Here is a 12,002-nt window from a genome sequence, read left to right as displayed (position 1 = left end):
ACCTCTTTACTCTGAGCAACATACGCGCCGGTAACCCCGGGTCTTTCGGACACGAACGGGTTACCCATATGCCCCCAATGGCGGATTGGCCATAGCTTCGAAAATGTGCGGGAATATGCGGCGTCAACGGAATTGCGAAACAGTGAGGGAGGTAATTCGGTGGATCTCAGATACGAGGCGTTCTGCTTCGCGGATCGACGGTTCTACGATCTGCAGAGCAGCACCGAAAGCGGCCTCCCGGGCGATGACTTCGCGCACCAGCTGCCCGCTCTTCCGGATGGCTGGGTGCAGGCCGAGCGCAACGTCTGGCGGCACCTGCACCCGCACGGGGTGCAGCTGCCGAAGCAGGGGTGGAAGATCCACGTCTCGGCCGGCCTGGACAACGCGACCGCGGTGCTCAAGGCGACCTTCGACTACTGCGTCGAGCGGCGGATCCCGTTCAAGTACCTGCAGACCGTCTCGATCGTGCTGGCGCGCAACTCGAAGTACGCGCCCCGTGAGGGCAGCGGCAAGCTCATCACGATCTACCCGACGAGCACGGAGCAGCTGCAGCAGGTCCTGACCGAGCTCGCCGCAGTGCTCGACGGGCAGCACGGCGCGTACATCCTCAGCGACCTGCGCTACGGCAAGGGGCCGCTGTACGTGCGCTACGGCGGGTTCTCCGAGCAGTGGCTCGAGGTCGACGGGCAGCAGGTGCTCGCGATCGAGGGGCCGGACGGCGAGCTCGTGGCCGACCAGCGCAAGCCGGTGTTCAGCCTGCCGGAGTGGGTGGAGCTGCCGGAGTTCCTGGCGCCGCACCTCGCGGAGCGCAACGCCGGTGACCCGGAGAAGTTCCCCTACCGGATCAAGAGCTCGCTGCACTTCTCCAACGGTGGCGGCGTGTACCTCGCGACCCGCAAGAGCGACGGCAGGGAGGTCGTCCTCAAGGAGGCGCGGCCGCACGCCGGGCTCGACCGCGAGGGGCGCGACGCGGTGGCACGGCTGGAGCGCGAGTACGAGGTGCTCACCCGGCTCGCCGGCGTGCGGGGCGTTCCCGCGGTGTACGACCGCTTCACCGAGTGGGAGCACCTGTTCGTCGCCATGGAGTTCATGCCAGGCCGGTCGCTCGGCCAGTGGCTGGGGATGAACTACCCGTTGACGCACAAGGAAGCCGGCGATGAGAAGGTCACCGCCTACCGGGACCGCGCGCTCTCCCTCGTGCGCAAGGTCGAGGACCTGGTGGCGCGGGTGCACGAACGCGGCGTCGTCTTCGGCGACCTGCACACCATGAACGTCCTGGTCGACGAGGACGACGAGGTCTCGCTGATCGACTTCGAGCTGTCGTCGACGATCGAGGACCTGCACCGGCCGACGCTCGGGGCCCCCGGCTTCCAGGCACCGGCCGACCGCGACGGCTTCGACATCGACGCCTACCCGCTGGCCGCGCTCAAGCTGTGGATCTTCCTGCCGCTCAACGCGGTTCTGGAGCTCTCACCCGCGAAGCTCGACCAGCACGTGCGGGTGGTGCGGGACCGCTTCGGGCTCGACGACGAGTACTGCCGGGGCATCGTCGACGTCCTCCGGCCGCGGGTCGACCCGCCGGCGGATCCGGCGTTCACCGCGTTCGACGACGAGGAACCGGACTGGACGCTGGTGCGCAAGGAGATCGTGACCGCGATCCTGCACAGCGCCACCCCGCAGCGGAAGGACCGGCTGTTCCCCGGCGACATCGAGCAGTTCGAGGTCGGCGGAGCCGGGTTCGCCTACGGCGCGGCGGGTGTGCTGCACGCGCTCGACGTGAGCGGCGAGGGCCGGTACCCCGAGCACGAGGACTGGCTGATCGCGTCGGTCCGCAGGGAACCGCCCAAGCAGCCCGGGTTCTACGTCGGCGCGCACGGCATCGCCCACGTGCTGGAGAACTTCGGCCACCACGACCTCGCGGCCGAGCTGGTCGAGAGCTACGCGCCGCTCGTCGCGACCACGCAGGACCACGGGCTGAGCGCCGGCCTGTCCGGCATCGGGCTCAACCTGCTGCACTTCGCCGACTCCCGGCACGACCACGGTTTCGCGGAGCAGGCCGAGGTGCTGGCCGAACGGCTCGCGCGGCAGCTCGCCGACGCACCGGGTCCCGGTGGCAAGGCGCGGGCGGGACTGCTGCACGGCTGGTCCGGTCCGGCGCTGTTCTTCCTGCGGATGTTCGACCGCACCGGCGAACACCGCTGGCTCGACCTCGCCGAGCAGGCGCTCGAACGCGACCTGGCGGAGACGATGGTCGCGCTCGACGGTTCGCTGCAGGTGCGGGACGGCAACTTCCGGTCGCTGCCCTACGTCGGCATCGGCGGTGCGGGCATCGCGCTCGTGCTCACCGAGCTCGCCGCCATCGCACCGGAACGCCCGTGCGTCGAGCAGCTCCCCGGCCTGCTCGACGCCTGCACCAGCGAGTTCGTCATCCAACCGGCGTTGACGCTGGGCAGGGCCGGTCAGCTGGCCACCCTCGCCCACGCGACGCGCCACCGCCCGGACGAGCGGTACGAGCGCTCGATCCGGCAGCACCTGCGGGCACTGGGCTGGCACGCCGTGCGCTTCGGCGGCGGGCTCGCGTTCCCCGGTGTGCAGCTGCGCCGGATGTCGATGGACCTCACCACCGGCGGTGCGGGCGTCCTGCTCGCCATCGCGTCCACTGTGGATGGCCGCGCTCCCCTCCCCTTCCTGGGGAGGGCACAGACCCCGGTCCTCGCGGACCGGTAGCAGTGATCCAGCAAGATCCCTCTTAGCAAGGAGACCGTCATGGGCTTCATCCTCGACATGCAGGACCTCGAGACCCCCGAGGCGCCGGCCAACGTGCTGGCGGGCGGCGGCTCCGGCGGCGGTGGCGGCGGTTCGACCACCGCGTCCAACGCCTCGCTGCTGCTCCCCTGCTCGCACAGCACCGTCAGCCTGCTGGCCTGCTGAGCTGTTCCACAACTGAGCTACCCCGGCCGATGAGCGGCATAGGCGAAGTATGCCGCTCATCCGCCACCTGCAGGGCCCGGCAGCCGGCCAGCTGTCGGGCCCTCGCTCATGATGCGCCCTGACGCCCTCGGGAGGAACAGCGATGACCAAACCCGGTGACGCTCTGCTGTTCTCCACCGTCAAGCGCGACTACCGGCCGTGGCTGCTGCTCCTCAACGCCGCAGTCACCACCGCCGCCGGTCTGCTGCTGCCGGCCGCGCTGGCCGGTGCCGTCGACATGGCGCTGGGCGGGCGGTTCGTGCTCGCGACGATCCTGTTCCTGCTGGTGCTGGCCGCGGTCGAGATCGTCGGCGACGCGATCGGGATCGTGCTCGCGGCGAGCATCACCGCCCGCGGCACCGCGTGGTTGCGCCACCGGCTGTCCCGGCAGCTGCTCACGATCGGTCACCCCGCGCCGTTCGCCCACGGCGACGCCGTCAGCCGCGTCACGGGCGACTGCGGCAACGCGGGCGGTGTCGCCGTCACGGTCATCGGCCTGCTCGTCAGCGTCGTGTCGTCGGTGGGCTCGGTCGTCGCGCTGGCGCTGCTGGACTGGCGGCTCGCCGCGGTGTTCCTGGTCAGCGCCCCGCTGGCGGGCCTGCTGATCCGCACCCACCTGCGCCTCACCGCCGACGACGTGCTGACCTACCAGGAGGTCTCCGGCGAGGTCTCGGCCCGGCTGCTCGACTCCGTGTCCGGCCTGCGCACGATCTCCGCCGCCGGTCTCGCCGACCGCGAGACGCGCCGCGTGCTGCAGCCGCTCCCCCGGCTCGCCGCGGCGGGCGCCGGGATGTGGCGCACCCAGGCCAGGATGATGTGGCGAGCCGGGCTCCTGCTGCCCGCCGTGGAGGTCGCGGTGCTCGCGGCCGCCGGGTTCGGGGTGCTGCAGGGCAGGCTGAGCGCAGGTGACGTGCTCGCCGCCCTCGGCTACGCCGCGCTGGGCATGGGGATCGTCGGCCAGATCACCCAGCTCACCGTGCTGGAACGCACCCGCGCCTCCGCCGGCCGGATCGCCGAGGTGCTCGACACCCCGCCACCGCACCGCCCCTTCGCCCGCGCCCCCCTCGGCGGGGCACTCGAACTGCGCGGTGTCAGCGTCGACGGCGCGCTCCACGACGTCGACCTCGTCGTCCCGGCCGGCGCGTTCTGCGCGGTCGTGGGCAGCTCCGGCGCGGGCAAGTCCGCGCTGGCCGCCGTGCTCGGCGGACTGTCCCCAGTGGACTCCGGTGAGGTCGCGCGGTCCGGTGGCGTCGGGTACGCCTTCGAGCGACCCGCCTTGCTGGGCACCACGATCGGTCGTTCGATCGCCTACGGAACGGACGCGGACGAGGCGCGGGTCCGCGCCGCCGCCGTCGCCGCCCAGGTGCACGACGTGCTGGTGCGGCTGCCTCACGGGTATGAGACGCCGGTCGCCGACGCCCCGCTGTCCGGCGGTGAGGCGCAGCGGATAGGCCTGGCGCGTGCGATCGTGCGCGATCCCGAGGTGCTCGTGCTGGACGACGCGACCGCCAGCCTGGACACCGTCACCGAGGCCAGGGTGGACGACGCGCTCACCACCGCGCTGCCCGGCCGCACCCGCGTCGTCGTCACGCACCGGCCGGCGACGGCGGCCCGCGCGGACCTGGTGGTGTGGCTGGAGAACGGCCGGGTGCGCGCGACCGGCACCCACCAGGAGCTGTGGGACGACCAGGAGTACCGCGCCGTGTTCACCGGGGGCGAGTGATGCGCTTCTACCTCTCCACGCTGGCCGGGCACCGCCGCGGCGTGCTCGTCCTGCTCGCCTGGTCCGCACTGGAGGGCATCCCGGCGTTCTTCGGCGGCAAGCTCGTCGGCACCGCCGTGGACAGCGGGTTCGCCGCGGGCCGCCCGGTGGCCGGGCTGCTGTGGCTGCTCGCGTTCGCCGCGCTCGCCGTCGCCGGCGCGCTCGGTCAGCGCCAGGTGTTCGCCCGGCTCGGCGATGTCGTCGAGCCCATGCGCGACGCCCTGGTCACGCAGGTCGTCAAGGGCGTGCTGAACAACCGGACGCACCGCCGCACCCCGGACGCCAGCGCCGTCGCGATGATCACCCGTCACGTCGAGGTGGTCCGCGACGCCACCGCCGGCGTGCTCGTGCAGGCCCGCGCGCTGCTGGTCACCACGGTCGCCGCGCTCGTCGGGCTCGCCACGACCGCGGCCGCGCTGGTCTGGCTCGTCGTCCTGCCGATCGTCGCTGCGCTGGTGCTGTTCGGGTTCCTGCTGCCGTCACTGGCGAAACGGCAGCGCAACGCGGTCATGGCCGAGGAACGCACCGCGGAGGCGACCGGCGGGGTGCTCACCGGGCTGCGCGACGTCGCCGCGTGCCGGGCCGAGCAGGAGGCGTTCGCGGACGTCCGGGCGCAGGTCGACGAGCAGGCGGCGGCGACGGTCGCGGTGGCCTGGGCGAACGCCCTGCGGGCCACCGTGATCGCTCTCGGCGGCTTCGCACCGGTCGTGCTGCTCGTCGCGTTCGCACCGCCGCTGGTGGCGTCCGGTCAGCTCACCACCGGCGCGGTGCTGGCGGCGGTCGTCTACCTGACCAACAGCGTCAACCCGGCGCTGCACGGCCTGGCCCGCACCACGAGCACCGTCGTGATGCGGCTGATGGTCGCACTCAAACGACTTCAGGAGGCGGCGCCGCGGCAGACCGGCGACGACGGCGTGGAGGTGCCCGTCAGCTGCGAGTTCACCCTCAGAGACGTCACGTTCGGCTGGAGCCCGGACGCCGTGCCGGTGGTGAAGGACCTGAACCTGTGCATCGGACCGGGCGACCACCTGGCCGTCGTCGGGCCGTCGGGCATCGGCAAGTCCACTGTGGCCGGTCTGCTCACCGGTCTGATGCCACCGGACCGGGGCGAGGTGCTGTTCGGCGGGCGGCCGGTGGACCGGGTGGTGCCGTCGGTCCGGCACCAGGCGATCGCGCTGATCCCGCAGGAGACCTACCTGTTCACCGGGACCGTGCGCGAGAACCTCGCCCTGCTGGCGCCGCAGGCCACCGACGCCGAGCTCCTCGCGGCGGTGAAAAGCGTTGGGGCCAAACCACTTCTTGACCGGCTGGGCGGTCTGGACGCACGGCTGGGCCACGCGGGCGAAGGGCTGTCCGCCGGAGAGGCGCAGCTGCTCGCGCTGGCACGGGTCCACGCGACGCCGGCGGCGGTGGTGATCCTCGACGAGGCGACCTCGCACCTGGACCCGGCGGCGGAGGCGCGGGTGGAGCGCGCGTTCGCGGCCAGGAAAGGCGTCCTCGTGGTGATCGCACACCGGCTGAGCTCGGCGTTGCGGGCGGACCGGGTGCTGGTCATGGACGGTGGCGCGCCTCTTCTGGGCACGCACGAGCAGCTGCTGGAGACCTCGCCGACCTACGGCAGGCTGATGCTCGCCTGGGACCCCACCCACCACGAGCGAACCCCGCTGCCCAACCGGTAGCGGGGTCCACTCAGGACTGGCCGGGCGCTCACCCGACGCGGTGCAGCCACGTGACCGGCGCGCCGTCGCCGGCACGGCGGAACGGTTCCAGCGCGTCGTCCCACGCCGCGCCGAGGAGCTCGTCGACACCGTGCGCGAAGGACTCACCGCCGCGGGAGCGTGCGGCCAGCGCACGCAGCTGGTCCTCGTTCACGACGATGTCGCCGTTCGCCGAAGTGCGCGCGTGCCACAACCCCAGCACGGGCGCGAAGCAGAAGCGCTCTCCGTCCTGACCTGGGGACGGTTCCTCGGTCACCTCGAAACGGAGCATCGGCCACGCGCGCAGCGCAGCAACGAGTTTCGCGCCGGTACCGGCGTCACCGGCCCACGCACATTCAGCGCGCAACTGTCCTGGTGCCGCGGGTTGCGCTGCCCACCTGAGGTCCACTCGTTCGCCAAGGGTGCCCGAGATCGCCCACTCGACGTGCGGACAGACCGCAGACGGCGACGAGTGGACGTAGACCACGCCACTGGTGCTGCCACGGGTGCTCACTGCTGACCTCCGCTACTCGACGAGGGACGTCTTCCCCTACGCCTTTGCCGAGTGAGGTGATCACCGTGGAACCCGTTCGCTGCATTCTGCCTCGACTTGAGGCATGTCCGCCATAAGAACCAGCTCGATCATCACCCGACCGGGTCAGATACAGGTCTTAAGTCCCGATCTCCCCTGCCGAGCGATGCGTGATCGTGATCTCCAGCGCGTTTACCGCGGCGACGATCGTGGTGGACGTGCCCAGGTCGAGCAGGGCGGGACCGTGCTGCGGCTTGACCGTCACCGGGCCAGGGTCGAACGCCCCGCCACCGGACGGCCCAGGAGTTGCCGACGACCTGTCGTGGCCGCCGCGACAGGGGAGGCGGCGGCCACGGGCACCACGGCGAGCAGCGCAGCACGGCTGCAAATGGACCCTCCGTGAACATAGGCAGACAATCCATCCAACGAGTGATCCACTTTCCGGTGACGGGTGTCACGCAACGTCTCGACTGGCCGCAGGTGAACGACCCCGGAGCGCTACGGTGTGCCCCCGTGCGGAAAGGTGGGGACTCGTGCGGTTGATCCGTCTGGGCGCTGAACCCTCGGCCATCGGGGCGGACGTCCGCGCTGCCCTCACCGCGTGCGGCGCGGGCACGGAGGTGCTCGGCGGGGTCGCGTTGACCGGCGTGCAGCCCCCCGACTGCCCGGTGCCGCTGGACGCGGTCGTGGTGTTGCCCAAGGGCGTGCTGGTGATCGTGGGCGTGGACCTGCCCGACCCCGCCGTGAAGCTGGAGGCCCCGCTCGGCGGGACGTGGACGATCGACGGCTGGCCGCTGGTCAGCCAGGACGGCATGCCGAACCCGGCGACCGAGGCCGTGGCGGCGGCGACGGCGGTGGCCCAGCGGTTGCAGGCCATGCGCGCCGAACCGCTGCCGGTGAGCACGGTCGTCGCGGTCGGCCCGTTCGTGAGCCAGGTCGTGCAACCCTCCGCGGACCTCAACCGCGGTGTGCGGGTGCTGCACCCCAAACCGTCCACTTTGCTCACCGCGGCACGTGAGCTGGCCACGTCGGCGGTGCCGTGCTCGGCCGAGCACGCGGCCAAGCTGCTCGCCGTCCTGCAGACCACCGGCACGCCGCCGGACACCGCGTCGCTGCTGGGCGAGGGCTTCTCCGACGCCGTCTCCCCCGACCTGGCCTCCGCCAGCACCATGCTGATCCCGAAGATCGGCGTGCGACCGCCGGTGGGCAGGCGCGGGCCGGTCAAGCTGCGCTGGCCCCACCTCGCGGGCGCCGGTCTGCTCGTGCTGGTCCTGCTCGTGTGGCTGGTCGTGGCGCTGCCCGGCGGTGACCCGCAGGTCGGTGCCACGGAGACGCCGCCGCCCGGCCCGACGACGGTGGTCGTGGACGGCACGACGTTCGTCCCCCGAGACGCCCAGCAGGACGAGGACTGCGCTGCGCAGGCGTTCGGCGACGTCAAGGCCTGGCTGGTGGCGAACGAGTGCGGCCGGGTCCAGCGCGCCACCTACGAGACGACCGTCAACGGCCGCAAGGCGTCCGTGCTGGTCGCGGACCTCGACGTGATGGACGCCCCCAGCGCCAAGGCGTTCCACGCGATCGTGGCGGCCCCCGGCTCCGGTGGCGTGAACGCGCCGGACGGCAACCCGCTGGCGAACGCGACGTTCGCGAGCGGCGTGAAGGGCAGCCACGTCCAGCTGGCGTTCGTGGTGTGGTCCGGCGGGGCCGGCGACGCCGCGCTCGACCCGATCGCCAAGCAGGCGTTGCGGCTGCCCACCTCCCGGTAGAGGGTGGAGGGCATGATCGGACAACTTCGTTCCGTGGTGGTCGACTGCCCCGACCCCTCCGAGCTGGCGTCGTTCTACGAGAAGCTCCTCGGCGGCGAACGCCTCGCCGGCAGCGAGGACCCCGACTGGGTGGTGGTCGTCGCGAGCGGCACGCGGATCGCGTTCCAGCGCGCGCCCGAGTACGTGCCGCCGGTGTTCCCCGACCCGCACGGCTCGCAGCAGTTCCACCTCGACGTGCTGGTCGAGGACGTGGAGCTCGCCGAGTCCCAGGTGCTCGCGCTCGGGGCCAAGCTGCTCGCGAGCGACAACCCCGACGACTACCGCGTCTACACCGACCCGGTCGGGCACACGTTCTGCCTCCTGTGGCTCACCTAGAACCGTTCTAGTGTGGCGCCATGGATTTCGACGTCATCGTCATCGGTGGTGGCCCCGTGGGTGAGAACGTGGCCTGGCGGACGGCCGCCGGTGGCCTGTCCACCGCCATGGTCGAGAAGGAGCTGGTCGGCGGCGAGTGCTCGTACTGGGCGTGCATGCCGTCCAAGGCGTTGCTGCGCTCCGGTCACGCGCTCGCGGCCGCCCAGCGGGTCAAGGGCGTGGTCGGCGGCAGCCTCGACCCGCTGGCGGTGCTGGAGCGGCGCACCTCGTTCACGTCCGACTGGGACGACGCGGGTCAGGTGCAGTGGGCCGAGTCGGTCGGCATCACCGTCCTGCGCGGTGACGGCGAGGTGACCGGCGAACGCGAGGTCACCGTCGGCGGCGAGGTGCACCGGGCGCGGCTGGCCGTGGTGGTGTGCACCGGCAGCGTGCCGAAGATGCCGCCGCTGGACGGCATCGACGACACTCCGGTGTGGACGTCCCGCGAGGCCACGTCGGCGCGCGCGGTGCCGGAGTCGCTCGTGGTGCTCGGCGGCGGCGTGGTCGGTGTCGAGATGGCGCAGGCGTGGGCGCGGCTCGGGTCGAAGGTGACGCTCGTGGTGTCGGGCGACCGCCCGTTGCCGCGCATGGAGGACTTCGTCGGGCCGCTGGTCGCCGAGGGCCTGCGGGCCGACGGGGTCGAGGTGCTGCTGAACGCGCGGGCCGCGGCCGTCGAGCCGGGCGCGCTGACGTTGCGGGACGGCCGGGTCGTGCGGGGCGCGGAGATCCTCGTCGCGACCGGGCGGGTGCCGGCGACGAAGGACGGCAAGCCGATGAGCATCGACGACACCGGTCTCGTGTCCGGCGTGGACGGGCGGTGGCTGTACGCGGCCGGTGACGTCACCGGGCGTGCGCTGCTCACCCACCAGGGCAAGTACCAGGGCCGGGCGGTCGGGTCGGCGATCCTGGAGCGGTCGCGCGGCTCCGAGCCGGAGCCGTGGTCGGCGGGCCAGGCCAGCGCCGACCACGTGGCGGTGCCGCAGGTCGTGTTCACCGACCCCGAGGTGGCCTTCGTCGGGCACACCGCGGAGGAGGCACGTGCGGCCGGACGCGATGTCAAGGTCGTGGACCTCGACATCGCGGTCGCCGGGTCGTCGCTGCACGCCGACGGCTACAGCGGCAAGGCGCGGATGGTCGTCGACGAGCGCACCCGCACCCTGGTCGGTGTCACGTTCGTCGGCCAGGACGTGGCCGAGCTGCTGCACGCCGCCACCATCGCGATCGTCGGCGAGGTGACCGTCGACCGGCTGTGGCACGCGGTGCCCGCCTACCCGACGATCAGCGAGGTGTGGCTGCGGATGCTGGAGGCTTACGGCCTCTGAGGTTCCAGCACGCCGCCGAGCATGCCCGTGAGCAGCTCGTTCGCCGTGCCGACCACGTACGCGCGGTCGTCGGGGTCGACCCGTTCGGCCAGCTTGAACAACGCGTCCGCGGTCTGCACGGCGATGCGGAAGGTCAGCATGACCGGTGCGTCGCCGTGCGCGCCGAAGCGGTTGACGAACATCTCGGCGAGCCGTTCGGCCATCAGCTCGTACTGGTCGACGCTGGAGTCGAGCCGGTGGCTGTCCAGCATGTCGCTGAACCGCACCCGGCCGAAGCCCGGCAGCTCCGCCAGCATCCGCATGTAGACGGCGACGACCTGGGTCATGGCCTCGCGCCAGGTGTCCGCGATGAGGTCGCTGGAGAACAGTTCCTCGACCTCGCTCAGATATGCCTCCATACCGCGCAAGGCGAGCGCGTGCACCACGGACCGCTTGTCCGGGAAGTATTGGTAGAAAGAACCGATGGGCACTCCGGCCACGTCGACGATGCGCGCCGTGGTGATGTCGTCGTAGTCGTATTCGTTCAGCAGGCTCGCACAAGCGTCCAGGATCGCGGAGACGGTGGCCGCACCGCGTTGTTGCACCGGCTGCCGACGCATCACCCTGGCCAACCTGCCCCTGGCCGGATCTTCATGCACAACGACATCTTCATCCATCGGACGGCCGAAGCCCAAGCACGGGTTCCCGGCAGTTCTCAGCCGGGATCTCCGCGCCGTTTGCGGCGGGCCACCCAGGCGAGGTCGACGAGGCACACGACGGCGAGCAGCCACAGCACGACGGCGAGCCAGACGAGGTCGGCGCGCAGGGCCAGCCACCCGGCGACCGAGTTGAAGACCAGCCCGAAGCCGGCGAGCCACAGCCGCAGCGTCAGCGCGCTGCGCGGCGGGGCGGGCGGAGGGAGGTAGTCGCTCACCTCACCCGGTTTCCCGCAGCAGCGGCGCCTCAACCGACCTCAGCGGCCGCGGCGGTTTCGTCACGTAGGGCTGAACGAGGCGGGTGAGCGCCACACCAGGCGCGATGAGCGGCACCACGGCGGTCAGCACGGCGGCCGTGGTCGCGGCCCTCAGCACGTCCCTGGGCATGACGGCGACCCGGTCGACGACGAACGCGCGCCGCCCGGTGAGCGACACGACGGCGAGGACGGCCAGGAACACGAGCATGCTGAGCATCGCCCGTTGCACGGCGTGCTCGTACCCGGCCGCCTCACCGGCGACGAGCACCGCGAACCAGCCGGCCAGGGCGGGCAGCTGCCCCTGTTCGGTGGTCGCCGCCCAGCTCAGACCGCCCAGGGTGGCGAGCCAGGCGAGGACGTCGGCGCGGTCCTGCGCCCAGGCGGTCGCGACGTGCAGGGGCAGGCCGGTCCAGGAGAGCAGGCCGAGCGGTGTCGGCGGGTGGGCGGCGAGCTGGCCCAGGACCCAGGCGAGCAGCCACGCCGACAGCAGCACCGCGAGTGCGAGCTGCCACCGGGGCCGGCGCACCACGCAGCGGGCGAGCCGGACGATCTCCGCGCGCGTCATACCCCCACCTTGCCGTCCCGCGGTG

At 71.9% G+C, this 12,002-nt stretch carries 12 protein-coding genes; 7 read left to right on the top strand and 5 right to left on the bottom strand.

All coding sequences use genetic code 11. The annotated features are described in order from the left end of the window. Nucleotides 1-159 precede the first annotated feature (159 nt). The 4 genes from lanKC to AB0A63_RS30640 all read left to right on the top strand — a co-directional run bounded on the left by lanKC (nucleotide 160) and on the right by AB0A63_RS30640 (nucleotide 6,411). Nucleotides 160-2,727 carry a class III lanthionine synthetase LanKC gene (gene lanKC / locus AB0A63_RS30655; protein WP_360397241.1) on the top strand — a complete coding sequence of 856 codons (2,568 nt, stop codon included), beginning with the start codon at nucleotides 160-162 and terminating at the stop codon, nucleotides 2,725-2,727. 39 nt (nucleotides 2,728-2,766) lie between these two features. Further along, the gene (locus AB0A63_RS30650; RefSeq protein WP_154697009.1) at nucleotides 2,767-2,931 is read left to right on the top strand and encodes a SapB/AmfS family lanthipeptide; all 165 of its coding nucleotides are present in this window, start codon (nucleotides 2,767-2,769) and stop codon (nucleotides 2,929-2,931) included. Nucleotides 2,932-3,073: 142 nt separating this feature from the next. Next, a complete protein-coding gene (locus tag AB0A63_RS30645; protein ID WP_360397238.1) occupies nucleotides 3,074-4,693 on the top strand; it encodes an ABC transporter ATP-binding protein in 1,620 nt (539 codons plus the stop codon). After that, entirely contained in the window at nucleotides 4,693-6,411 is a 1,719-nt protein-coding gene (locus tag AB0A63_RS30640; protein WP_360397236.1) for an ABC transporter ATP-binding protein, read from the top strand. The genes AB0A63_RS30645 and AB0A63_RS30640 overlap by 1 nt, the downstream gene beginning before the upstream one ends. 28 nt (nucleotides 6,412-6,439) lie before the next feature. On the opposite strand, the gene AB0A63_RS30635 is transcribed toward AB0A63_RS30640, so the two are convergent. Further along, the gene (locus AB0A63_RS30635; RefSeq protein ID WP_157529558.1) at nucleotides 6,440-6,943 is read right to left on the bottom strand and encodes a DUF3145 domain-containing protein; all 504 of its coding nucleotides are present in this window, start codon (nucleotides 6,941-6,943) and stop codon (nucleotides 6,440-6,442) included. 157 nt (nucleotides 6,944-7,100) lie between these two features. Then, a complete protein-coding gene (locus AB0A63_RS30630; protein ID WP_360397234.1) occupies nucleotides 7,101-7,226 on the bottom strand; it encodes a hypothetical protein in 126 nt (41 codons plus the stop codon). 268 nt (nucleotides 7,227-7,494) lie between these two features. Between AB0A63_RS30630 and AB0A63_RS30625 the strand changes: the two genes are divergently transcribed. Genes AB0A63_RS30625 through AB0A63_RS30615 form a run of 3 tightly spaced genes read left to right on the top strand, consistent with a single transcriptional unit; the run spans nucleotide 7,495 to nucleotide 10,460 of the window. Beyond that, nucleotides 7,495-8,724: a hypothetical protein gene (locus AB0A63_RS30625; RefSeq protein ID WP_360397232.1), complete on the top strand. Its 1,230-nt coding sequence runs from the start codon at nucleotides 7,495-7,497 to the stop codon at nucleotides 8,722-8,724. A gap of 12 nt (nucleotides 8,725-8,736) precedes the next feature. Then, nucleotides 8,737-9,099 (top strand): VOC family protein, encoded by a 363-nt coding sequence (locus AB0A63_RS30620; protein ID WP_360397231.1) that lies wholly within the window; start codon nucleotides 8,737-8,739, stop codon nucleotides 9,097-9,099. A 20-nt stretch (nucleotides 9,100-9,119) separates the two neighbouring features. Next, nucleotides 9,120-10,460, top strand: coding sequence for an NAD(P)/FAD-dependent oxidoreductase (locus AB0A63_RS30615; RefSeq protein ID WP_360397230.1), 1,341 nt, complete (start codon nucleotides 9,120-9,122; stop codon nucleotides 10,458-10,460). On the opposite strand, the gene AB0A63_RS30610 is transcribed toward AB0A63_RS30615, so the two are convergent. The 3 genes from AB0A63_RS30610 to AB0A63_RS30600 all read right to left on the bottom strand — a co-directional run bounded on the left by AB0A63_RS30610 (nucleotide 10,448) and on the right by AB0A63_RS30600 (nucleotide 11,977). Continuing rightward, nucleotides 10,448-11,059: a TetR/AcrR family transcriptional regulator gene (locus AB0A63_RS30610; RefSeq protein ID WP_360397450.1), complete on the bottom strand. Its 612-nt coding sequence runs from the start codon at nucleotides 11,057-11,059 to the stop codon at nucleotides 10,448-10,450. The genes AB0A63_RS30615 and AB0A63_RS30610 overlap by 13 nt on opposite strands. Before the next feature lie 95 nt (nucleotides 11,060-11,154). Continuing rightward, entirely contained in the window at nucleotides 11,155-11,373 is a 219-nt protein-coding gene (locus tag AB0A63_RS30605) for a DUF6343 family protein (protein WP_360397229.1), read from the bottom strand. Between the two features lies 1 nt (nucleotide 11,374). Beyond that, nucleotides 11,375-11,977: a hypothetical protein gene (locus AB0A63_RS30600; protein WP_360397228.1), complete on the bottom strand. Its 603-nt coding sequence runs from the start codon at nucleotides 11,975-11,977 to the stop codon at nucleotides 11,375-11,377. Between the last annotated feature and the right edge of the window lie 25 nt (nucleotides 11,978-12,002).

Source organism: Lentzea sp. NPDC042327 (assembly GCF_040647275.1).
GTDB lineage: Bacteria > Actinomycetota > Actinomycetes > Mycobacteriales > Pseudonocardiaceae > Lentzea.
This window is presented reverse-complemented; position numbering and strand designations above follow the sequence as displayed.

What these genes read in the sequence shown, in the direction of transcription:
- AB0A63_RS30610 (WP_360397450.1), bottom strand. Translation starts at nt 11,059, where the DNA reads ATGCGTCGGCAGCCGGTGCAACAACGCGGTGCGGCCACCGTCTCCGCG.
- AB0A63_RS30620 (WP_360397231.1), top strand. Translation starts at nt 8,737, where the DNA reads ATGATCGGACAACTTCGTTCCGTGGTGGTCGACTGCCCCGACCCCTCC.
- AB0A63_RS30640 (WP_360397236.1), top strand. Translation starts at nt 4,693, where the DNA reads ATGCGCTTCTACCTCTCCACGCTGGCCGGGCACCGCCGCGGCGTGCTC.
- AB0A63_RS30600 (WP_360397228.1), bottom strand. Translation starts at nt 11,977, where the DNA reads ATGACGCGCGCGGAGATCGTCCGGCTCGCCCGCTGCGTGGTGCGCCGG.
- AB0A63_RS30645 (WP_360397238.1), top strand. Translation starts at nt 3,074, where the DNA reads ATGACCAAACCCGGTGACGCTCTGCTGTTCTCCACCGTCAAGCGCGAC.
- AB0A63_RS30650 (WP_154697009.1), top strand. Translation starts at nt 2,767, where the DNA reads ATGGGCTTCATCCTCGACATGCAGGACCTCGAGACCCCCGAGGCGCCG.
- AB0A63_RS30615 (WP_360397230.1), top strand. Translation starts at nt 9,120, where the DNA reads ATGGATTTCGACGTCATCGTCATCGGTGGTGGCCCCGTGGGTGAGAAC.